This is a genomic window from Bacillus sp. RC252 (assembly GCF_044909215.1).
In the GTDB taxonomy this organism is placed as follows: Bacteria; Bacillota; Bacilli; order Bacillales; family Bacillaceae_G; genus Bacillus_A; species Bacillus_A mycoides.
Window position 1 is genome coordinate 253,269 of record NZ_JBIYDV010000002.1, and the last position, 24,295, is coordinate 277,563.

The 24,295-nt window shown below is 34.8% G+C and carries 20 protein-coding genes and 2 other annotated features; of the genes, 4 read left to right on the plus strand and 16 right to left on the minus strand.

Annotation, left to right across the window (positions count from 1 at the left end):
* The first annotated feature begins 45 nt into the window (after window positions 1–45).
* Together ABH960_RS04285 and ABH960_RS04290 are read left to right on the plus strand one after the other, a co-directional pair.
* Window positions 46–630 (plus strand): TetR/AcrR family transcriptional regulator, encoded by a 585-nt coding sequence (locus tag ABH960_RS04285; RefSeq protein ID WP_002136053.1) that lies wholly within the window; start codon window positions 46–48, stop codon window positions 628–630.
* A 1-nt stretch (window position 631) separates the two neighbouring features.
* Window positions 632–1,717: a DUF418 domain-containing protein gene (locus tag ABH960_RS04290; protein WP_404443037.1), complete on the plus strand. Its 1,086-nt coding sequence runs from the start codon at window positions 632–634 to the stop codon at window positions 1,715–1,717.
* 52 nt (window positions 1,718–1,769) lie between these two features.
* Here the strand turns inward: ABH960_RS04290 and ileS are convergent, their stop codons facing one another.
* The 15 genes from ileS to ABH960_RS04365 all read right to left on the minus strand — a co-directional run bounded on the left by ileS (window position 1,770) and on the right by ABH960_RS04365 (window position 21,526).
* Window positions 1,770–4,871: an isoleucine--tRNA ligase gene (ileS, locus tag ABH960_RS04295; protein ID WP_404443040.1), complete on the minus strand. Its 3,102-nt coding sequence runs from the start codon at window positions 4,869–4,871 to the stop codon at window positions 1,770–1,772.
* A gap of 55 nt (window positions 4,872–4,926) precedes the next feature.
* Window positions 4,927–5,165, minus strand: a binding site (T-box leader).
* Between the two features lie 98 nt (window positions 5,166–5,263).
* Window positions 5,264–9,466 carry a C39 family peptidase gene (locus ABH960_RS04300; RefSeq protein WP_404443043.1) on the minus strand — a complete coding sequence of 1,401 codons (4,203 nt, stop codon included), beginning with the start codon at window positions 9,464–9,466 and terminating at the stop codon, window positions 5,264–5,266.
* Window positions 9,467–9,833: 367 nt separating this feature from the next.
* Window positions 9,834–10,628, minus strand: coding sequence for an endonuclease/exonuclease/phosphatase family protein (locus ABH960_RS04305; RefSeq protein ID WP_404443046.1), 795 nt, complete (start codon window positions 10,626–10,628; stop codon window positions 9,834–9,836).
* Entirely contained in the window at window positions 10,622–11,506 is an 885-nt protein-coding gene (locus ABH960_RS04310) for a class I SAM-dependent methyltransferase (protein WP_404443048.1), read from the minus strand. The genes ABH960_RS04305 and ABH960_RS04310 overlap by 7 nt, the downstream gene beginning before the upstream one ends.
* Before the next feature lie 345 nt (window positions 11,507–11,851).
* On the minus strand, window positions 11,852–12,193 hold the full coding sequence (locus ABH960_RS04315; protein ID WP_404443051.1) for a DUF2085 domain-containing protein: 342 nt from the start codon (window positions 12,191–12,193) through the stop codon (window positions 11,852–11,854).
* Between the two features lie 134 nt (window positions 12,194–12,327).
* Window positions 12,328–14,016, minus strand: coding sequence for an arginine--tRNA ligase (argS, locus tag ABH960_RS04320; protein WP_404443054.1), 1,689 nt, complete (start codon window positions 14,014–14,016; stop codon window positions 12,328–12,330).
* 45 nt (window positions 14,017–14,061) lie between these two features.
* Window positions 14,062–14,276: a binding site (T-box leader), on the minus strand.
* A 40-nt stretch (window positions 14,277–14,316) separates the two neighbouring features.
* The gene (locus tag ABH960_RS04325; protein ID WP_404443057.1) at window positions 14,317–15,093 is read right to left on the minus strand and encodes a class I SAM-dependent methyltransferase; all 777 of its coding nucleotides are present in this window, start codon (window positions 15,091–15,093) and stop codon (window positions 14,317–14,319) included.
* 49 nt (window positions 15,094–15,142) lie between these two features.
* Window positions 15,143–15,577: a BrxA/BrxB family bacilliredoxin gene (locus ABH960_RS04330; protein ID WP_002012568.1), complete on the minus strand. Its 435-nt coding sequence runs from the start codon at window positions 15,575–15,577 to the stop codon at window positions 15,143–15,145.
* 82 nt (window positions 15,578–15,659) lie between these two features.
* A complete protein-coding gene (locus tag ABH960_RS04335; protein WP_002085930.1) occupies window positions 15,660–16,043 on the minus strand; it encodes a thiol-disulfide oxidoreductase DCC family protein in 384 nt (127 codons plus the stop codon).
* 3 nt (window positions 16,044–16,046) lie between these two features.
* Window positions 16,047–17,174, minus strand: coding sequence for a conserved virulence factor C family protein (locus ABH960_RS04340; RefSeq protein WP_002012566.1), 1,128 nt, complete (start codon window positions 17,172–17,174; stop codon window positions 16,047–16,049).
* A gap of 155 nt (window positions 17,175–17,329) precedes the next feature.
* A complete protein-coding gene (locus ABH960_RS04345) occupies window positions 17,330–17,668 on the minus strand; it encodes a single-stranded DNA-binding protein (RefSeq protein ID WP_404443062.1) in 339 nt (112 codons plus the stop codon).
* 161 nt (window positions 17,669–17,829) lie between these two features.
* Window positions 17,830–18,084 carry a DUF4318 domain-containing protein gene (locus ABH960_RS04350; protein WP_404443065.1) on the minus strand — a complete coding sequence of 85 codons (255 nt, stop codon included), beginning with the start codon at window positions 18,082–18,084 and terminating at the stop codon, window positions 17,830–17,832.
* 95 nt (window positions 18,085–18,179) lie between these two features.
* The gene (locus tag ABH960_RS04355; protein ID WP_002085937.1) at window positions 18,180–18,911 is read right to left on the minus strand and encodes a Bax inhibitor-1/YccA family protein; all 732 of its coding nucleotides are present in this window, start codon (window positions 18,909–18,911) and stop codon (window positions 18,180–18,182) included.
* Between the two features lie 75 nt (window positions 18,912–18,986).
* On the minus strand, window positions 18,987–20,882 hold the full coding sequence (locus ABH960_RS04360; protein WP_002127139.1) for an ABC-F family ATP-binding cassette domain-containing protein: 1,896 nt from the start codon (window positions 20,880–20,882) through the stop codon (window positions 18,987–18,989).
* On the minus strand, window positions 20,879–21,526 hold the full coding sequence (locus ABH960_RS04365) for an HD domain-containing protein (protein ID WP_002012557.1): 648 nt from the start codon (window positions 21,524–21,526) through the stop codon (window positions 20,879–20,881). The genes ABH960_RS04360 and ABH960_RS04365 overlap by 4 nt, the downstream gene beginning before the upstream one ends.
* Before the next feature lie 109 nt (window positions 21,527–21,635).
* On the opposite strand from ABH960_RS04365, the gene ABH960_RS04370 reads away from it, so the two are divergent.
* Entirely contained in the window at window positions 21,636–22,373 is a 738-nt protein-coding gene (locus ABH960_RS04370) for a hypothetical protein (RefSeq protein ID WP_404443070.1), read from the plus strand.
* Between the two features lie 329 nt (window positions 22,374–22,702).
* Here the strand turns inward: ABH960_RS04370 and ABH960_RS04375 are convergent, their stop codons facing one another.
* Window positions 22,703–23,218, minus strand: a complete 516-nt coding sequence (locus tag ABH960_RS04375) for a DUF3231 family protein (RefSeq protein ID WP_002168501.1) — start codon at window positions 23,216–23,218, stop codon at window positions 22,703–22,705.
* Window positions 23,219–23,563: 345 nt separating this feature from the next.
* Between ABH960_RS04375 and ABH960_RS04380 the strand changes: the two genes are divergently transcribed.
* Window positions 23,564–23,893 (plus strand): WGxxGxxG family protein, encoded by a 330-nt coding sequence (locus ABH960_RS04380; protein ID WP_002088113.1) that lies wholly within the window; start codon window positions 23,564–23,566, stop codon window positions 23,891–23,893.
* Window positions 23,894–24,295 lie beyond the last annotated feature (402 nt).

Consider the following 24,295-nt stretch of genomic DNA (forward strand, 5'->3'; position numbering starts at 1 on the left):
TGAATGATACGATTTATGTAACCTTTTTTATTAGGAGGACTTATCATGAGCAAAAGTGAAGAAACACTCTCTTCCATAGTCGAAGCAAGTTATCGACTATTTGCCGGACACGGCATTGCCAAAACGACCTATACAATGATTGCTGAAGAAGTTGGTATTGCCAAGCCATCTATTTATTATTACTTTAAATCTAAAGATGCATTAATTGAAAGTATTTTTAATGAATTATGTGCAGCGATGCAGTTCTCCTCATTCTTTCATACAGAAGAATTTACGAAAGAGAATTTCATTGAGAAATGTGTTGAAATTGGCTTTAAAATGATAGACGAACAACAGAAAGATCCTTATTTTAATCGTGTATTACAAGAATATGTATTACTATCTTCAAGAAACGATATGTACAAAGATCGATTACTAACTGTACAAACAGAATATTTAAACGGATTTGAATCACTCCTAACAAAAGCAAATGAACTTCAACTCATTCAAAATAAAAATCTAGTTTCAAAAGCTCATATGTTAGCATTAGTTCTTGATAATATTGGGAATTTTATGATGTTACATTTAGATATGGATTATAAACAAATATGGATTGAAGCTGTAAATAGCATTTTTGAAAGCAGGGATTGAAGTGAATACAAAAAAGCGCATTATCGGCTTAGATTTTGCTAGAGCGTGGGCAATGTTTGGAATGTTACTAGTTAATTTCATGGTGATAACAGGGGCGGAAGGAAATGGACCTCCTCTGTTAAAAATCTTTATGACACTTTTTGAAGGTAGAGCTTCTGCCTTGTTTGTTATACTTGCTGGGATTGGCATAACTTTAATGACTAAATCATCTGTTGCTAGCCAAGAGAAAATAAAAATCAATACCAGCCGAATATTGATTTGGAAACGATCACTATTCTTATTTATTTTAGGATTATTATTGTATGTAATGGAATGGACGGGTGATATTTTACACTACTACGGCGTTTACCTTTTCATCGCTGCATTACTAATTACTGTACGAAGAACTATACTAATATGGCTTTCTATCATTATTTTACTTGCTGCACAATATGTCCAACTTACTTTCAACGCCTTCGAAGGATGGGGAGGCACAATCCCATTTATAAACTATATAGACTTTTGGACCTTAACAGGTTTTCTTCGCAACTTATTTTTTAATGGCTATCACCCTATTTTCCCATGGTTTTCTTTCTTCTTAATCGGTATGATAATTGGCAGGTTAGATCTTCATAATAGGAAAATTAGACATTGGTTGTTCTTACTGGGTTTAACAGTAACCGTAATTGTAGAGCTATTATCAAAAGGGTTAACACACCTTTTTATCCCATACATTGGTGAAGCAGCCTCTACATTTTTGTTTAACACAGGACCCATTTTACCCAATATATTATACGTCGCATCCGCTACAGGATCTGCTATTGCTATATTAATAATTTGCCTCTACATTGCTGAAAAATATGAAAATAATTGGTTTGTTACTTCCATTATACAAACAGGACAATTAACATTAACGCATTATGTAAGTCATGTATTTATCGGTATTGGCGCATTGATTGTATTAAATCGTATGAAACATCAAACACTACTTTTCGTTTTATTATTTGCTACTGCATTTTTCATTTTCAGTATTTTATTTAGCGTATTATGGCGAAGGAACTTTTCTAGAGGACCTATCGAATGGATTATGCGGAAAATAACTGATTAATTTATCTTCATACAAAAAAGGAAGTTGGAATGATTCCAACTTCCTTTTTTCTTTAATTAGCCGCGTTTAATTTAATTCGGATCTTTGTCTCACCTAAAGAAAGTTCATCGTCCTCATTCGTTAAGTGACCAAATGTAAATTGCTTGACGAGTAAGTTTTCTTCTAATAAATCTTTATGATTCGTTAACGTTTGCTGTAGTTCTTCTTCTGTATCAAGAATTACATCCACTCGTAAATTAACTGGTAAATTCAACTGCTTACGATATTCTTGAACTGCACGAATAAATTCACGTGCTACTCCTTCTTGTAACAATTCTTCCGTTACATTCGTATCTAACATTACCGTATATTGACCGTTAGTCGTATTTGAAAATCCTGATTTCGCAACTTTTTCTACTAATACATCTTCAGCTGTTACAACTACTTCTTCTCCTGGTGCTACTTCGTAAACTGCTCTTTCTGTAGATACAAAGTGTTGTACTTCTTCTTTTGATAATTGTTTTAGCCAACCATTTACTGCATTCACACTTTTACCAAACTTCGGCCCAGCCGTTTTAAAATTCAGCTTTAATTGATAGGACGTGTATTTCGTTTCATCGAGTTCAACATGGAACGCTTTTACATTTAGCTCATCCATGATGATATCACGATAAGATTCCCAATCCATATCATTTTCATTATGCGCTAGTAATACAAGTTCTGCTAACGGCTGTTTTACTTTTAATGAATGTTGATTACGATTACTTCTTCCAAGTTCAACAACTTGTAAAACAGCATCCATTTCTGCTTCTAACTCAGGCTGGATAAGTGATTCGTTTACAACCGGATAATCTGCTAAATGAACGCTTCTTCCTTCTAAATTCAGATGAATATCCTCAGCTACAAACGGTGTAAATGGTGCAATTAATTTACTAATTGTCACAAGTACTTCATGAAGTGTCTCATACGCAGCTGCTTTTTCAGCATTCATACCAGACTCCCAGAAACGATTACGTGATCGTCTTACGTACCAGTTACTCACTTCATCTACAAGCGCCGCGATTTCACGAGCTGCATTCGTAAATTGATAATCATCAAGTGCTGTTCTCACTTTTTTCGTTGTGCTATGCAATCTTGATAATACCCATTCATCCAATTTCGTTCGCTTTACATCATAGGTTTCATTCGGATTATACTCATCTAAATTTGCATATAAAACGTAGAAGCTATATACATTGACTAACGTATCTACAAATTTAGATTTTGCTTCCAGTACTGTTCTTTCAGAAAAACGCTTCGCATTCCACGGAGCACTGTCAACAAGTAGAGCCCATCTTAAAGCATCTGCACCAAACTGATTTACTAAATCAACTGGATCTAGTGCATTCCCTTTACTTTTAGACATTTTCTGTCCTTCCTCGTCTAGAACATGCCCTAGTGATAACACTCGTTTATAAGGTACTTTTCCTGTATATAGTGCTGATACTGCTAATAAACTATAAAACCAGCCGCGTGTTTGATCAATGCCTTCTGCAATAACATCTGCTGGAAACTGTTCTTCAAATAACTCTTTATTTTCAAATGGATAATGATATTGTGCAAACGGCATGGAACCACTATCAAACCAAACATCGATTACTTCTGGTGTACGATTCATTGTACTTCCGCATTTTTCGCAGCAAACTTGCACTTCATCTACATACGGCTTATGCAATTCTAAATCTTCAGGTGTTTCTTTCGTACTATGCTTTCTTAATTCGGCAATGCTTTTCGGTGCGAATTGATGATCGCAGCTTTCACATTCCCATACGTTTAACGGTGTTCCCCAATATCTATTCCGGCTAATATTCCAGTCCACCATGTTTTCTAAAAACTTACCAAACCGTCCATGCTTCATATGGTCTGGATACCACTTAACAGAATCATTATTTCGTAAAAATATTTCTTTAATCTCAGTTGTTCGGATTAACCAGCTTTCTCCTGCATAATAAAGTAATGGTGAATCACAGCGCCAGCAATGCGGATAGCTATGTTCATATTTTTCTTTATGATATAGCAAACCTTCTTTAGCTAAATAACGAACGATATCAACGTCACATTCTTTTACAAACTTACCTTTAAGAAATGGTACTGCATCCGTATACTCACCTTTCTCATCTACAACATGTAAGAACGACAATCCTTCACTTTGAACGACTCTATAATCGTCCTCCCCATATGCTGGAGCGATATGAACGAGTCCTGTACCACTATCTGCAGTTACAAAATCTGCTGCAATTACGTGGTACCCATTTGTAACTTCCTTCATCGGAAACGGTGCTGTATAAGATGTGTTTACTAATTCTTCGCCTTTATGAACGGATAATACTTCATAGTTTTCTTTTAGTACTTCTTGTACACGCTCTTTCGCAACAATGTATACATACCCTTCTTGTTTCGCTTTAACGTATTCCATATTTGGATGTACAGCAAGTGCAACATTCGCTGGAAGTGTCCACGGCGTTGTCGTCCATCCAAGGAAATATTCATTTTCACTATTTTTCACTTTAAACTTAACTGTCGCGCTTAAATCTTTCACTGTTTTATATCCTTGTGCAACTTCATGTGAACTAAGAGATGTTTGACAGCTTGGGCAGTACGGTGAAACTCTATGCCCTTTATATAACAAGCCTTTTTCATGAATCGTCCCTAAAATATTCCATACACTTTCGATATATGGATTCTCTAGAGTAACATACGGATCATCCATATCTACCCAATATCCAATAATCTCCGTAAATTCACGCCACTGCTTCTCATATGTGAATACACTCTCTTTACACTTTTGAATAAATGGTTCAATGCCGTACTCTTCGATTTCATGTTTACCTGAAATACCAAGTTGCTTTTCAACACCTAATTCTACAGGTAATCCATGTGTATCCCATCCGGCTTTTCTTAACACTTTATATCCAGCCATCGTTTTATATCTCGCTACTAAATCTTTAATCGCCCGCCCAAGTGCATGGCCGACGTGTGGTAATCCGTTCGCTGTCGGTGGCCCTTCATAAAACACAAAAGATTGTGCACCTTCTCGATTCTGAATTGATTGCTCGAAAATACTTTGTTCATTCCACTGCTTACGAATACGTTTTTCTCTCTCTACAGCTGACTCTTTTACATCTACTTTTTTCATCTACAATCACTCCTTTGAATGTTTTAAAAAGCACACAAAAAACCCGTCCCTATGAAGTAGGGACGGGTTTACCCGCGTTACCACCCTAATTCTATTAGCTTTTCACTAATAGCACTTAGCAACGTACTAACATACGCGTTCTTTGTAACGGTAGACATCCGTCCGAGCTTACTTTATTCAGCCACGGCTCCTCGGAGATGATTTTCAAATAACGTCTGCACACCGGCTTTCAGCAATACACCGGCTCTCTGGAGAACAGCTCACTATTTTACTCTTTCTCGTCTTCAGATTTGTATACTTTATTAAAAGTTATTTTATGCCATTAAACAATTAATTGTCAACTAATTCGAAATATATTTTTATTTATACCCTTTTTCTCTATTCTTATACAATTACTTTTCAAATTCTCGCAATCCTGCTAAATCTTCATCTTCCTCTGCAAGTTCAGCGAAAAATCCTGTTTCATCTTCACGAAGCACAATTTCAAGTTCATCTCTTGCCTCTTCATTTCTGTTTAATAATGTTAAATAACAAGCATGATCGTATCTTGCTAGCAAGTCAGTAGCATCAATTGCTAATATTTCACTTGTTATTTTTTCTGCCTTTGTCGTTTGCCCAGCTCTATGATACGAAGATGCTAAAGCAAGAAGAATTGCTGTTTCATTTGGATGATGTACAGAAGCGTCTTCTAATAACTGAATCGAGTCCTCAATTCTCTCTTGACTTTGATATATTTCTGCTAAAGAAAGGAATCCTCTACTTACAAATGGTGTTTTCTCAATTAATTGCAAGTAAATTTTTTCGGCTTTTCTTTCTTCGCCTAGCTTACATAATACATTCGCTTGTAGAAGAAGTGTATCATAATCATCCGGTAGCTCACGAACCATTTGTTTCGTTAATTCAAAAGCATCTCGTAACATATCTTCTTCTTCACACTCAATGAAAAGATTTGCAAGTTGCTTCGCTACATCATAATCCCACTTATTTTCTAACGATGTTTGTAAAACCTCTATAGCTTCTTTATTCATCGCCGCATTCTCATAAAATATTGCGAAACGCTGCGCTGCCATACTATTTTTCGGATTTAAATTTAAGGAAAGTTCAAATAAATCGATAACAACTGTAATCATTGAAATTTCCTTCGCACGATTTTTCATGCGATAAAATGCTCTTGTAAATATAGATTTTTTCGGTTGCTCATTTTGCTGTCTTTCTACTAATCTTTCGGCAACCGCAGTAGCTGCATACATAAACGCTGTACTTCTTTCTGCTTTTTTCACCTTTAACGTATGAAGTACGTCTCGTATTTGGGATAATTTTTTATGTTGCTCCATTGCTTTTACGTACACACCAAAAATACGTTCACTTTCCAAATCTTTATGCATTACTTTCAGCGCAACTTCGATTGCTTCTACACTCTGCTTTTTAACTAGCAATTTCGCATAATGATATAGTACTTCCACATGCGCTTCATCTATTTTCATTGCGCATTCGATATATTCTTTTTCTTTATTTACCTCATTCATCGCACCATATACATATGCAATTGCATCTAAACGCCATATTTCTGGTACCTCTTCTGCTAATTGTTCTAGTTCAACTAGCAATTCTTCATGAAGATTCAAATCTACTGAAAGCTGTGCCAAATATTCCATATTAATATGCAAAGGCTCTTCTTTCATTGCCTGGACCATATGACTTTGTTCTTTAGAACTATTTTCTTCTTTTTCATATATTTCTGCTAGTTGCACATGTACACCTGTGAAATTCTTATCCATTTCTAAACATGTTTCATACGCATGCTTCGCTTCTTGAAATTGCCCTAACGCCATGAATGTTTCACCGATTCGAAAATACGGCAATGAATCCTGTTTTTTCTTAAGTGCATCATTATACCGTTTTATCGCCTGATCATACTGTCCAATAGATTCATATAAAACACCAGCGTAACAACCGTATTCAATTACTTCCGTTTTCTCTTTTTCTAACGTTCTTAAAAACGCTATGCCTCGTTGCACAAAAGCTGTGTCTTTTATTCGATTTACATACTCATCCAACACGCTCGCTATATTAGCGTATACGCTTCGTATACCGTTCTCTAATTTAGAAAGTGCAAGTTTTAACTCTTTTTCATCCTCGCCTAATGCCATTTCAGCATCCCATAGCACCATACCAGCATTCATAAGGAAATCTTGATTGTCTTCAAATTGCTTATTAATACTGACAATATAGTTTTTTGCATCCTTATATTGTTCCTTTGCCATATAAACTTGAATTAAACCGAAATGAGAATATACATCTTCATTATTTTCTTCTAAAGAACGCTTATATATAGTTTCCGCTTCTTCAAGTTCATCATTTTGAAAATGAAAATCTCCTAAACGAACATATAAAGACGCCTGATCTTCACAATTTTGAATTCCTTGTAATAGAATTTCCTTCGTATTTTTCTCATCATCCAAATCCGATTCATAGATTTCCGAAAGCTTCGTATATAAATAGGCTGCTGTTTTATCTAATTGAATCGCCACTTTAAGTCCTTTTACCGCCAAATAGACTTTCCCTAAATACTGAGCACATCTTGCACGTTCATACCATATGTGCGCTTCATATTTATATTCTTTTAATAAATCATTAAAGAATCCATATGCTTCTTCATATCGTTCTAAATCTATTAAAATTAAACCGTGATTTACAAGTGTAAACCTTTCTGGACTACGTTCTATAGCTGTTAGAGAATACTCTAGCCCCTTTTCGGATTGATCCATATACATGTATGATAATGCTAAGAAACTCCACGCAACTGGTTGATCTGCATCCAATTGTAATGATGAACGAAAACTAGCAATCGATTCTGCATAATTATCTTGCTCAAAAGAGAAACGTCCATTTATAAAATGATACAACGCTTGATTGCTTTTCTTCTCCACACTTTGAAGCATCTGTCCTGCTTTTTCCATATCCTGCAGACGAATAAAACACTGTGCACTATGCAATTTCACAAAGTCAGAGCTCGGAAACTTTTTCATTAATTTTTCTATACAAAACTGAATAAAATCTTTATCTACTTCAGCATCTAAATGTTTAATCGTATATAACCAAGTGTTTGGATTTTCACTTGTTTCTTTTAAAAATAGTACTAACTTTTCAATCCCCTCTTTATCTTGCTCACCTAAATGATCTGTAAGAGAAAAGATTGTTTTATAATAAGTGTGTTCTTCCACATTTAGAAATGAAAGTTGTTCTATTCTATCTTTCGGTATAAACGTAATAGCTAAACAATCTGTATAACGATATTTTTCTTGCAACTTATCATATTCCACAAGAATCGGTTCCAAGAAATTCGGATCTTGAATATAAAAAGCTTGCAGTACATCGTCATAACCAGAAAGCACTTGTACATGGGAAGCGTGCTCAATATCTATACTTAATAAAACGGGAATACCTTGATTGAGTAATCTCTTATAATTTTCCTCATTCCCTTGAAAATAACGATATTCGTAACCTTGCTCTTCTATATATGTAACTGTATCTGAAAACTTAGAACCTGTTACATCAAAAATATGTTGTGCAATTTCATCTTGCGTACGTTTTTCTCCCCATACCCCTAACATCATTTCCAAACTTGTCGGAACGCAATAGTTATCCTTTTGTACAACCGGAACTATCGGTAAACGAACCTTTTTTCCATCAGGATTTTTTTCTATATGATGATATAGAGAATTTTTCAAACTCTTTTCACTTTTCAATAGTGCTTGCAAATCGTGAATATTATTCATTTTATAAAATGCTTCTGCACGTAAATGTATAAAATAAGTTGTATATGCATGATGCGGAAGCATATGATTAATTTTATCTATTACCGCTAACATTTCTTCATAGCGCTCTAAATCTAATAAATATTTTACTTTTTCAAAATAGAAATATGGTACTTGAGGAAACTTTGCAATCGCATCATTAATGAGTTGTAACGCTCGCTGCTGTTCACCTTTATATGCATATAATTGCGCCAATAAGTACGTAGCTAACTCTTCACAATCTTTATGCTGCTGACCGGATAAAAGTTGTTCCTCTGCCTTCTCCCACTCACCAGTCTGTATAAATAAGTAACCCCATTTATCAAAAACTGCACGTGTACTATACTTTTCCGCCTTTTGCATATAGGCATAGGCCTCTTCATTTCGCTTCATATCTAACAAACATCTAACTAACGTAAAATATGCTTTCGTTAAAACATCCGCATCAGTTTCTTCTTCATTTACCTTTTCCAAAGAATCTTTTAATAATTGTTCAGCATCAAGAATTTTACGTTCATCAATTAATTCATCACAATATAAAGAGAGCGTTCTCATATTTGGGAATTTTTTATAAGTATAACGAATTAAAAAGGAGCTATATTGATGCATCAAACCTTCATCAGCAAGACGAATTAATGTATCAAACTCCTTGGGTGACGAGACGTTAGAAAGCCAATTCTTCACGTATGATAACTTATTCGTTTCTTTTATATGCGCAATTTCATTATTTATCTCATGTAATCCATCTACGAATCTCTTTTCTTTCAAACAAATCTCTAATTGCTTAAAATCTAGCATGCATTCACCTCAAATTATTATTTATACTGCCATTTGCAAGCAGTATTCTAACCTACTTGCTTAGATTTTACACATCATATAGTATGCATTCAACTAAAACCTCATATAATGAACGATATTATTTAATATTATTCAAGTTTATAACTAAATATCTTAAAAACGATACTTTTTCTCGTTATTTTGTTTAATTTGATGAAATAACATGTATTATTCGAAGATGAGTTTTATCTTCTTTTTTGAGGCTTCATTCAGTGGATGAAATTATATTAACGATTTCCTGAATATCTATTGTAACTTACAATAGATCAACGATTTGATAAGATATATCGATTTACCTAAAAAAATGACAATCATCCTATCTTTTATTTCACTTATCAAATTTTAAATCTATAAAAACACCGTAATGATCACTTGGAAATACGTGTGATGAAGTTAATGCTAAATCTCCAAATACAGATACTTTTTCTATATTTAGAGATTCAAACGAATCCTTCTCTTGTATCAAAATCCAATCATATCGTTCTTCTTGCTTTTCATCCCCTATTAAATTTGTATTCTTTCCATAATCTAAAGTTGGCTGAGCAAGAATGTTATCTTGATTTTCTTTAAGCTGAGCCACGTCTATCCATTGATTACTTATTAAGTATTGATGCACCCCTGAATGTGGTTCATCATTAAAATCACCACATAATAATTCGTAGCCACTACCTCTGTTTTTAATCCAATTATTCACCGTATCCAATTGCTCTTTTCTTACCTTACTAGATTTCCAATTTAAATGAACATTCGTTATCCCGAGCTTATACTCTTTATATTTTAACATAATTCGAATGGCACAATAATTCGATTCCTCTATATCTGTTTCCCAAATAGCTTCTTCAGCTAAAATAGGAACTTTACTTAAAAAAGCTAAGCCTTCATCTGGAGAATCTGGATACTCTTTAAATACACAGACCGGATATCCAGATTGATCCGCTATATACTGCGCAACATTTTTCTTCAATTCATACTTAGCACAACTTCCCACTTCCTGTAGAGCAAGAATATGCGGGGAAATATTGCGAACCTCCTCACAAATGGCTTCTAATCTCTCAAACCAAAAACTCTCGTGATTCCATATATTGAAAGTAGCAATTCGAATTACATCACTACAATTTAACATTTTATTTCACCAAATGTAATTTTCATATTCGGAGCATAAACTAAAGATGCATGTATATGAAACACTTCAAAAAATCGTAGTTCTGCTTCATATTGAGCGAGCGCTTCAGCAAATGTTAATCCCCGACTCATTAAACGTTCTATAAATTGCTGTTTATCACCCGGATTGCCTGCAATCCCCTCTTCTTTTAGAGAATTATATAATCCTTGCTTATCATTTTGATTTAAATTAGAATCTAAAAAATTCACTTTATCACTTACTCTACATTCAATATTTTTAACACCCAATTCACTTAAATACATAGGTATTTTCATACCGATATTTCCATCTTTACCGTTTCTCTGTGTATCTCTTTCAAATAATCTCTGCAAAACACCTAGCTGGATAATTTCCGATTGATTCTCTCCATCTAATACGTATGAAGACATATTTGACATCCAATGTGGTTCAAAACAGATTATTTTACCACCTTGTTTAATTGAATGTATCATCTTCTCTAGCATCGTTTTTGGGGAACTCATATGTAATAAGAAAGCATGACAGATTGCTATATCATATTTATTTTTCAATTCAATTTCTGTCGCATCCCCCTCAATAAATTCTGTTTCATATGGGAGTGCACGAAACAACTCTCTCGCTTCAGCTATTAATGTTTCTCCCCTATCAATCCCTGTATACTTTGATCCAATTGGAAGTAAAGGCAACAAAATTAAACCTAAATAACCATATCCACAACCATAATCAACAATATGTATAGGATCAGTAATCTTCCAAACTGAATTGACTAAAAAACTTAAATAATCATCGTTATAATATAAATCTCTCGTATTTCTTAAATATGCTAGCTTACTATTCCAATCATACTCTTCCAGGTCCAACACCTCCTTTTATATACAAAACTAAAGTTCTCCATTTAATAGTCACATTCCTACACTTCTAATAAAAAAAGCTAGTATACCTTAAACGATACACTAACTTTCCCACTCACATAATTTAACAATTACAATCAGTATAATCAGTACAAGCTAATGTACTGCAATCACAGTTTCTATGTTCGTCATTTCTTTTTAGGTGAAAATAGAGTAACACAATAAATATTGTACAAATAACAAAAGCAATTACTGCTTCTATATTTCTTTCATGAATGAGAAAACTAATCCCGCTTCCTCCTGAAATAAGAATTAGAACTGAGTAAATTCAAAACATGTAAAGTTCTCCTTCCATTAATATATGCTTTTAGATGTTATCCATATAATGCTAGAGGCAATAAATAGCCCCATACCATTACCGCTTAATAAACCGGTCGTTACTCTTAGTAAATTTGTGCTGCTTCTCCATTTCCATTTTTGGGTGAATCCATCAATAAGTAACGGAATTTGAGCGGAAAATGATAGTATTATTGCAAGTAGAAACGAAGGTGTCATATAAAAATAAATTGGAAACATTAAAATACCGATAAGCATGCCTGTACAACGCGCACATAAAGGTATGTATTTTTGTAGTTTAAGGAAACTTTTTTCCGCTCTTCTATGACAAGGAATTTGTAAAATAAAAGTTCGAATCAATATGAATCACCCTCTCTAAATAGATTTTAATTGATTTTGCAAAAAAATTATATATCCAATAAAAAAACAAACCAGGTTCATACTAGACCCGGTTTGTCAGTTTATTACTAAGTTCATAATAATTCTTTTCATATTTACATCTCCTCAGGTGCCCCTACCCCAAGTAAACGTAATCCCTCTTTTAATACAACCGTCACAGCGTAAGCTAATGCGAGTCTACTCTCTTTCTCTTCGTTCTCTTCTAATATACGAACATTTCCATAATATTTATTGAACGCTTGTGCTACATCTAATACGTATTTTGAAATAGTAGATGGCTCATTTTTGTTGAAGGCCGCTTCAATTACTTGCGGGAATTTATTAAGTAATTTTACGACACTCCAGCTATAATCATCTTTTAATGCAAACGTACAAGTTTCAAATTCTACACTTTCTTTTCTTAAAATTGAACAAGCACGCGCATGTGTGTACTGTACATATGGTCCTGTTTCTCCTTCAAATTTCAACATATTTTCTAATGAGAATTCGATATTATGCATACGCTCATTTTTTAAATCGTGGAAGATAACCGCTCCAACACCGACTTGTTTTGCCACGTCTTCTTTTTGTTTTAAATTCGGATTTTTCTCTTCAATATTTTGTTCCGCAAGCGCAACAGCTTCTTCTAACACTTCTTCTAATAAAATAATTCTGCCCTTACGTGTCGACATTTTCTTACCATCTTTTAATATGAACCCGAACGGTACATGTTCCATTCCATCAACCCAAGTATAGCCTAGCTTTTTTAATACAGTGAAAAATTGATTAAAATGTAAACTTTGTTCTGGTCCAACTACATAAAGTGCTTTATCAAATCCATATGTGTTTTGGCGATATAAAGCCGCCGTTAAATCACGTGTTGCGTAAATAGTTGCACCATCTGATTTTCTAATTAAGCATGGCGGCATACCTTCTTTTTCTAAATTAACGACTAATGCGCCTTCTGATTCTTCAAGTAAATCGTGCTCTTCTAAAATCCCAATAAAGTCTTCCATTTTATCGTTATAGAAAGCTTCTCCTTGAAAGTTTATAAATTCCACACCGAGAAGTTCATAAATACGAGAAAATTCTTTTAAAGACTCATAACGGAACCAATTCCAAAGTTCGACTGCTTCTTCATTTCCTTCTTCTAGTTTTTTAAACCATGATCGTCCTTCTTCTTCTAGTTCTTTGTTCTCTTTTGCTTCTTCATGAAACTGAACATATAACTTAAATAACTCACGTATCGGATCCTCTTTAACTAACTCTTCATTTCCCCATTTTTTATATGCGGTAATTAACTTTCCAAACTGCGTGCCCCAATCGCCAATATAATTGATTCCGACAACTTCATACCCACATTTTTCGGCGATATGTTTCAGCGAATTACCAATCATTGTAGAACGTAAATGCCCCATTGAAAAAGGTTTCGCGATATTAGGAGAGGAATAATCGATAACTACCGTTTTTTCACATCCAAAGTGATTTTGACCGTACTCTTCTTTCTCCGCTAAAATTATTTTTAATACTTCATCACTTACTGTTTCACGATTAAAAAATACATTTACATAAGGACCAACAGCCTCTACTTTCGTAAAGAACGGATCATTTAATTTCTCCGCCAATTCCTTCGCTATAATAGCTGGTGATTTTTTATATTGCTTCGCTAGTGAAAAGCATGGGAACGCTGCATCTCCGAATTCATCTTGTTTTGGTGTTTCGATTAAATCTAAAATTTGATTTTGTGTTAATTCATTCGTAAAAATATTCGATAAACTTTTCGCAAACTGCGTTTTATAATTCATACTATAACCTCCTTATTTTTTAAAACACAAAAAACTCGTCTCTAAAAAAGAGACGAGTTTTAACCCGTGGTACCACCCTTGTTGTTCATTTCGAACCACTTTCCCGTTTATAACGAGGACAGGGGGCCTCGGCTTACTCTACTATTCGTTCAAGAAGCATCTCCGAAGTGCGCTTCATCTTTTTCTTCTGCACTAGGCTCACACCATCCCTAGCTCGCTTTCCTTCTGAAAAAGACTACTCTCTTCATCACAGACAGTATATTTAATTAATTATTGCTTATTATACATCTTTTCAAACAATTAGCAAGGGTCAATTACACCAAAGTGAAACTTAGCACTTTTTCTTTTGTATACGTGAAAATTATGTTTTTCAAATCTAGAACTACGGAAATGATCTTTCAGAACGACATGCTTTCTCGCCACACGCTTCGCTTCCGCAATTGTTTCGTCAGTAATATCATGATACAAAGCGAAGTGTTTTAATCCTTTAATTCCATCTGATTCTATGACAGTTTCTTCGAACATTGGATCAAGGTAAACGACATCATAACTATTATCTTCACATTGTTTTAAAAATGAGTAATGCTCCGTTTGCTTCACATCGATTCGTTGCATTGCCTCATCAATTTCAGAAACAGATGAAGACCATGTTTTTAAACCATTTCCCATAATATAAGCCATATATTCATTGCCTTCAAGTCCCGTTACTTTTCCGCTTTCACCAACAATATAACTAGCTACAATACTATCTGATGCCATACCGAGCGTACAATCTAATACTGTCATTCCGCTCTCTAATTTAGCAGCTTGTACAAACGGATCGTGCTCTCCGCGCATTAACCTTTTCACACGAAACATCGCTGAGTTTGGATGAAAGAAAAACGACTCTTCCGTACCTTTTGGATAAATGGCTAATCGATTTTTCCCTACGACAAGTACATCTTGTTCATACTGCTCATGCAGTTTATGTACTGGTATGTCATTACGTTTAACGAAAGAAAGATTTAATTCTGCTGCTACCTTGTTTGCATAATCTTTCATTTCTTTATTTGTTCTTCCTGCTGTTGTTACTATCATTTTTTCACCTCTATATAAAGAAAAGAGGGAGATTCACTCTCCCCCTACTTTAGCAATTCTTTTCGAAAGCTTGTTCTAAGTTTGTAATAATTTCGTCCATTGTTGCGCCTTCAATTTCATGACGGTGAATGAAGTGAACAACTTCTTTTCCTTTTAGTAATGCCATAGATGGTGAAGATGGAGGAATTTCTCCGAAGTATTCACGCATTTTTACAGTAGCATCTTTATCTTGACCTGCAAATACAGTTACAAGATGATCAGGTTGTTTTTCAGCACGTACAACCGCTTGACCTGCTGATGGACGTGCTAAACCAGCTGCACAACCACAAACAGAGTTTACAACTACTAAAGTTGTACCTGATGCATTCTCCATAAATTCTGTTACAGCTTCTTCTGTAGTTAACTCTTCAAATCCAGAACGCACTAACTCTTGGCGCATTGGAATTACCATTTGACGCATGTATTCTTCATATGCATTTGACATCTTGTATCTCTCCTTCAACTTTCATTCCAAATTTATCATATCACGCTCTATTAATAGGTGCAAAAGAAAGATAACGATGATTTCATTTTTTTGTAGGGATTTCACAAACCCCTTCACGACAGTGTCCAACTGGGACAAGTTTTCTATTGTTGGCAATATAATCGTATACTTTACTTCCAAATCCAAGTACGATAGATAGTTTTATAAAAGGTACTGCAAACCAATAAGATGGAACGGCCTTTGCTAATACGTTAATGCTATGAATTCCGTCATACCACTTATTATTTTTTAAAATATACAATCTTTGTTCCATCTTACTTTGTAATTCTTGAGAAAGTTCATACTTCTCAACTACATCTTCATCTCGAAATGAAACAAATTTCATCTTACCCTTTTTATCTAATCTTTTCGTACGTTCTGCAACCGCCGTACACATCGGGCACCAACTATCATAGAAAACAATCATAAACTATTCCCCTTTACGAGACTCCGTCATTTGCTTCCATACTGATCCTTTTGCTTCTTCGCCGCCTTCAATACGTTCTAAAGCTAAACGTGCTTGCATCGCCACTTCAAACTCCGGATCATCTTCTGCTGCTTTTAGTGCCGGAATTGCACTTTCATCACCAAGTTCAAATAAGAACATTGCTGCACGCCAGCGTACTAATTTACTTGAATCTTTCAAAGATTTAATCATAACGAACATCGCTGCTGGATCACCTACGTCTGATAAGCAATCTCCTGCTGTACGACGAACGCTTACTGAACGATCTAATAACGCTTTATATAATAACGGCAATACTCCTTCACCTTTTACCATACCTAAATAAGCTGTTGCTAAACGGCGGATAGATACTTTCTCATCATCTAATGCCATTTTCAATACCATCATATCTTCTTCCGTTGGATCCATTTGTTCTAAAGCTGCAAAACGGTTTTTCCAGTCAGAATCTTTCATCATCTCTTCTGTTACTTTATATGGCTCACGCTTTTGAATCGTTACTTCAACAGCACCTGCTTGATCTAATAATTCTTTAACCGTTTCATTTACACGTTCTTCTGAATAAGCAGCAATAATTTCTTCTACTACTTCTTTCCCGATTTCTTCAAAATTACCGTAACGTGTACTTTGCTCTACCCACTTACGCTCTTTCACAACGTTAGGTGCAGACATTTGCACTTTCATAATTGACTCTTTAAAACGATCAGGTAAACCAACACGCTCTTCTGAGGTTCCATCTGTTAACTTCACTTGCATCGGAATTGTAAAGAACATTTGAACAAACACTTTCACTTCTCCAAAATGAGAAAGTTGTTGTTCTTCGCTTTCTTCCACTATTTCTTCACCGAAAACAGCACGAACTTGTTGTAATAAAACTTTCCAGTCATACTTCGCATTTCGCTCCACTGCTAAAAAGTCTGCAACATGATACACACCTTTAATGCCTTCAATCTTCAAAATTTCTTGCACTTGCACTGGTGCTTGTTCTTTATTTTCATTTGTATAATTATTACGCGCTCCTGATGGTAATACTTCATTCAAAATAACTTTCATTGTATTTGGACTTGGCGTCGGTTCAATTGCTTTAATCTTCACGTAAAAAACTCTCCTTTATTGCGTGTTCTTAGCTGTATTGTAACATGTTACCCCTTTATACTCCTACTCGGATGCTTAATTTTATTGATTTCTTCCCATCATCATACTTTCTCTTTCCACCTAATTAATCCGAAACTATCATTAAAATTCTAATATTATTGCGATGCACTCTCCCGCCTTCTCTCTAAAAATGTAATATTCTCAATCAGAACTTCAGTTCTATATACTCTCTTTCCTTGTTCATCATCGTAATTACTCGTATGAATACGCCCTGTAATCCCAACAAGTGAGCCTTTCGTACAATATTCTGTTACATTTTCAGCCGACCTTCTCCATACAACACAATTAATAAAATCTACTTGTTGCTCACCTAAACTATTTCGAAAACCTCTATTCACCGCAACACATATTCGTGCATAAGCGACACCTTGTTTTGTGTAGTATAATTCTGGCTCCTTTGTCAATCTATCGATTAATACAACTCGATTCATCATAAGTTATACCACCTCACATATTTTTCTTCATTGTAAAGAAAAATGTTGGAAGGGTAAAAAGCGCAAAATGATATGTTTGTAAGCAAAAATTATTACTTTATATCTTACAAATCAAAAAAAGAAACCCTACATAGTATAAACATGTAAGGTTTCCAAAAATATTATACTTCACTGCAAGATATGTAATATCCTCCCCGGGCCATCTTTATTTCAGCGCGGTACATTACATTTTCTAAGTAGAAAGTAATCGGTTTAACTTTACTCTCAATTTTTAATTGTTCATTACATTTAGCCGCATAGCTTTCAATAGCTGAACGAATAACTTCTGCTGATGGATATGTTAAAGCGTTATCTAGTTCTATGAAAAAACTTTTAGAAAATAGTTTTTTCATAATCCCTTTTTTCTCTTTCATCATATTCCATCCCCCTTCAATTTAAGTCGCCAACATCCATATTTTCAATTTATCTTTAAAAACAAAAAAACCTGCACATTTCATGCAGGATTTTTTTATTAGTCATTTTTCGTAAAGTAAGAAACGAAACGAAGAATTTCTAAGTATAACCATACTAGCGTCATCATTAGACCCATTGCACTGTACCACTCCATATATTTTGGAGCTTGACTACGTGCGCCACTTTCGATTAAATCGAAATCTAGTAATAGATTTAATGCAGCAACTACAATAATAACTGCACTAATGATAATACCGATTGTTCCACCTTGGTGAATATATGGAACTGTAACACCGAACATGTTTAGTAAGAATACGATTAAATACATAACCATAATTCCCATTGTCGCTGCGATTACACCTGTGCGGAATTTATCAGTTACTTTTACTACGCGTGTTGCATACAACACTAGCATTGCAAATAGAATTGAAACTGTTAGTAAGACAGCGTTTAAAACGATAGTATCGCCAAATTTCATTGTATAAATCGCTGAAATACTCCCTAATACAACCCCTTCTACCGCTGCATAGATTGGCGCACCGATAGGTGAAATGCGCGGGAAGAATATAGACGCAAATGCGACGATTGCCGCAATAACTAAAGCGCCAATTAATACTGGCATCTTCATCGTACCTTGCGTCATCTGTATGTATGAATAGACAGACGTTGCAAGCAGCAAGATAAGCATGATAAACGTTTTGCCTACTGTTCCGCCAATAGTCATCGCAGAAGTATTTGCTCCCTCTTTACGGAATGCCTCTTTTTTCAACATTGGATTAGATGTTCTCATTTTTTCCCTCCTAAAATAGGTTCTACCAATAGTGTAAAGTTTTTCTCTTTACTTTTCAATATATGCAGCTTGTTTTTATTTTAATCCTTCAACGATGTCGGATAGTTCACTCCATCGTTCCATCGTTTTTTCTAGCTCTTCTTCTATCTTCTGCCCTGCTTCAGATAATTCTTGGGCCTTTGTGAAGTCAGATCCAACATTCGTAAGTTCTTCTCCAATTGATTCAAGTTTCTCTTCTAGTTGTGCAATTGTATCTTCAATTGTTTCCCACTCACGCTGCTCATTGTAAGAAAGTTTACGTTTACGTTGTTGTTTCGGAGCCTCTTCTACTACTTTTTTCTCCTTTTGAACTTCTGCTTTCTCAATGAGTTCTCTCGTTTTTTCCATTTCTAAATACTCTGTATAACTACCTAGGAATTCACGCACTTCACCTTCGCCAGTAAAGATGAACAATTCATCTACTACTTTATCTAAGAAGTAACGGTCATGCGATACAGTTAAAACGACACCTGGGAAATCTTCTAAATAATCTTCTAGCACTGTTAATGTTTGTGTGTCTAAATCATTCGTAGGCTCATCAAGTAATAGTACGTTTGGTTCTCCCATTAAAATACGCAATAAATATAACCGTCTTCTTTCGCCACCAGATAGTTTACCAAGCGTTGTTCCATGTGAATGCGGTAGGAATAAGAAACGTTCTAGCATTTGAGATGCGCCAATTACTTTTCCGTCTGTCGTATGAATAACTTCCGCAATTTCTTTAATGTATTCAATCATACGCTGGTTTAAATTCATCTCTTCATTTTCTTGCGTATAATAGGCAACTTTTACAGTTTGTCCTACTTCAATTTCACCACTATCAGGAGAGAATTTTCCTGCAAGCATATTTAATAGTGATGATTTTCCGCTTCCATTTGCTCCGATGATTCCGATACGATCACCAGGCTTCACAATATGATTAAAGTTATGTAATACTGTTTTATCACCAAATTTTTTCGTTACATCTTTTAATTCAAGTACTTTCTTTCCTAAACGACTTCCACTTAGTGCAATATCAACTGATTGCTTCGCTGCTGGTCCTTCTTGTCCCTTCAGCTCATCAAAACGCTGAATACGCGCCTTTTGTTTCGTAGAACGGGCTTTTGCACCACGGCGAATCCAAGCAAGTTCACGACGATATAAATTTTGGCGTTTTGATTCTTGTGCCGATTCCTGCTCTTCACGAAGTGCTTTCGCTTCTAAAAATGTACTGTAGTTTCCTTCGTAGCTATACAGTTTACCGTTATCTAATTCAAAAATACGGTTTGTCACACGGTCTAAGAAATAACGATCATGGGTTACAAGTAATACCGCACCTGTATATCTTGCTAAATATTCTTCTAACCATTCAACTGTCTCATGGTCAAGGTGGTTCGTAGGCTCATCCAAAATTAATAAATCAGGTGTTTCAATAAAACATTGCGCCATTGCAATACGCTTTTTTTGTCCACCAGATAGGTTTCCAACAGTTGCTGTAAAATCAGTAATTCCTAATTTCGTTAATAACGATTTTGCATTCGCATTTGCTTCCCATGCACTCATCGCATCCATACGTTGCTGCACTGCAAATAATTGTTCCTGTACTTTTTCATTACTTGGATCTTTTTCGATATTTAATAACGATTGTTCATAATCACGAAGAAGACGAATTAAAGGTGTATCACCATGGAACACTTGCTCTAATACTGTTAGTTTTTCATCAAACTCTGGTTGCTGTGATAAATAACTAATTGTATATCCGCGTGAATGCGTCATATCACCTGTATCAGGAGTTTCTAATCCTGCAATAATTTTTAATAACGTCGATTTACCAGTACCGTTTACACCGATAATTCCGACACGTTGTCCTTCTGTAATACTACATGATAATCCATCAAATAACGGTTTTTCTCCGTATGATTTCGATAAGTTCTCCACAGTTAACATTTTCATATTTGTGCATTCCACTCTTTCATAAATTGTTCAATAAACTGTTCCATATAACGATGACGAACTTCAGCCTCTTGTTTTGCTGCGTTCGTGTTCATTAAATCTTTTAGTTTTAAAAGCTTTTCATAAAAATGATTTAAAGATGGATCATTATTTTTTCTATATTCATCTTTCGTCATCACTTCTCGAGGAGGGATAGTTGGATCATACATTAATCTCCCTTTCGCTCCTCCGTATGCAAACGTTCGAGCTATTCCAATTGCACCAAGAGCATCTAAACGATCCGCATCTTGAACAATTCTACCTTCAAGTGACTCAACTGTGCCACCATGACCGCCCTTATAAGACATATTGGCGATGATATGAAGAACATGCTTACTTTCATCTTCTTCAACACGTAACTCTTCTAACCAATCAGAAACTTTTTTCATTCCTGCTTCTTCACTCTCATTTAACTTCTCATCTGCTACATCGTGAAGTAATGCTGCCATTTCAATTATAAAACGATTTCCCCCTTCTTGCTCGGATAAAGAAATCGCCAATTTATGTACGCGTTCAATATGATACCAATCATGCCCACTCGCATCTTTTTCTAAAATATGCTTTACGAAAGTTATTGTTTTTTGTATTTTTTCTTGTTTTATCATTTTATCTTCACCCAGTTACTTATTGTAACACGCCCGCATTTTTTCATCACATATTTTCTTGTCCGCCCATACACTAGGTGGTAGGCATCATTATGAAGGAGGAATAAAAATGTTCTATAATAACCAACCGCCTTACCCACAACAACCATTTTCCCCTCAACATCAGGAACAAAGATATGCCGAACAATATGAGGAGCAAGAGACACAACATCAAGAGCCACAATACGAACAAAATCCATACGCAACACCGCAAACTCAAGGAGCTGAATATCAACAAAATCCATATGACACACGTCCAAATTATGAATATCCTCAAAACCCATATGCAGCATCACCAACTCAAGAACAACAATATCAGCAAAATCCATACACAACTCAGTACACTCAAGAACAACAAAATCCATATGTACCGCGGCGCACCCAAGAACAACAATATCAGCAAAATCCATATGCAAATCAGCCACAACAGCCAATGTATCAACCAAACTCCGAACAACGTGTCTCCCCACCTGCACCACCAACTATCGATCCGACGCAACCACAAATTTTACCGCCTGGTCCAACATTCGATATTACACAGCCACAAATTTTACCACCAGGACCTATTACAGAACCAACACAACAACAAATTCAACAAGTTGTCGGTACACAGTTTTTACCTTTAAAGAAACCTGTACTAGATTTCGTAAAACCTTGGGTAGATTACGGTTTAAATGAAGCAAAACATACATCACATCAACACGCTTTAACTGAGGTTGCTGCAATTATGTTCTTAGTTGGTAAAGGATTCAACCCAACGATTGCTCATTATATTGTTGAATCTTGGGAGAAGAATGAGCAGTTTTAAGGTGGTTCATTTTATATTATATAAAACTAGAAAAGTGTCACAAATGCCTGTTATACAAGCATTTGTGACACTTTTTATTTGTTATATTATATTCTATTGCAAAAGGGGATTTCATATTTTTTCACGTGTTTTTATATTATTTGTGAGCAATGTTTTCCCCTACTACTCACAATACAACTATAACATGCTAATTCCAAAACAATCGGCACATATACTGCCAAAAAGCGGTCACGACTCTGCCAATTATTTTAATTTGCTAATCGCCTTTATTTCCCTAAACAATCTCACTGCAGCAGCCATAAAGAATAAATTGAATTTTTATTTAAGTATTATGCTTGATCTGATTGTAGAACATGTAATGGAGGTGGAATAATCCAACCTTTTTTCTTATTCAGACGAAGTAATATAGCTCCAGCTTGTGCTTTTTTTAAATGGAATTGACCAAACATCATTCCTACATCCTCTCGTAGAGATTGTCCCATAGCTTGGCTACATGCTACTAACCCAGCAGCAAGATCCATAGAAACTTTAGCTGCAATTTCCGCATCATTAATACGAGCACCAGGAGGAATCGTTTCAATAGATGCAACTGGTCTTTCTGGAGGTGCTGGTGGTAATGCAACTCCATTCAATTTTAATATATTTTTTAATTCTTCAACTTCTGATTGGATATCATTCTCTACAAGGTTTTCTAAAAATTTCTTTAAATCCTCGTCTCCTGTGTGGTTAATAAGAACTTGATATCCAGCAATTGCTCCTTGTGCAGCTGCAAGGTAACTCCAAATCCCAAAGACTTCTCCGTAGTGCATTGGTTCATTTTGTGGATTTCCACTTAAAATACCCATGAAAATATTCCTCCTTAAAGAAATTAGACTTTTAGCAACAATACTTACTATAGAAAAAATTTTCCCAACCATGTTCTGGATTAAAGAAAATAAGTTCTTATAACTCATAAGGAACACCTTACCCAAATATAGTAATTACCTCTCATAGAATGTACCGTTACCAAAAATTTATTCTTATAAGGAATAAATACATTTCAATTAACTTAATCCATTATTATAAGTACTTTTAATAATAAAAATTAAAGAGGTTTATCGGAATTTCAATTCAAATGGTTTTATGTATTTTCAACCGAATATTGTCTAAAGGGACTGGAGACATTACTAAATACGAAAGGAGGGAAAACCATGAAGAAAAAACTTTCATCTATTTTAGGTGCCCTATTACTAACTATTACGGTTTTTGGTACAAGCGTCCATGCTGAATACGATGGATATAATACGAATAGAGTTAACAATAATAATACTACAACTCGAGTTAATGACTATAACACGAATAGAGTTAATGACTATAACATGAATAGAGTTAATAATGATGTGAGAACTCGAAATGTAAATACGACAAATGATTTAAATGATAATCGTAATAAAAATAATAATTGGACTTGGCTTGGTTTATTGGGACTACTAGGATTATTTGGTCTTAGAAAAAAAGACAAAGATCCAGAAACACGTTAATGTAGAACATTGTATTTAATTTTAAAAGATATTTATTTATCAAAAGAATACAAAATGAATCGCCTTTAATAAGGCGATTTTTTATTTTTTAAAATCAATAAGAATCACAATAAACAGATGCAATTAATCGGAAACAATGAATTTCTTAACTTAATAGTAATAGAGCATTACATCTATTTGACGAACTACGCTCCTTTTTTATGCCTTTTCTTCACTTACCCATATCTTATATTGTGTGTAACTGAGTCTATCACTAAATCCCTTGCTATCATTGACTTTATAAAACCTTTTCTTTTGAGTTACACAGTACGAAATTTATGAGTAACTGTATAGGGATACCACCACATGCCCATCAAGCTAAAGTTTTATTACACCCCCAGAACGAAATTTTTAGGCTTTCTT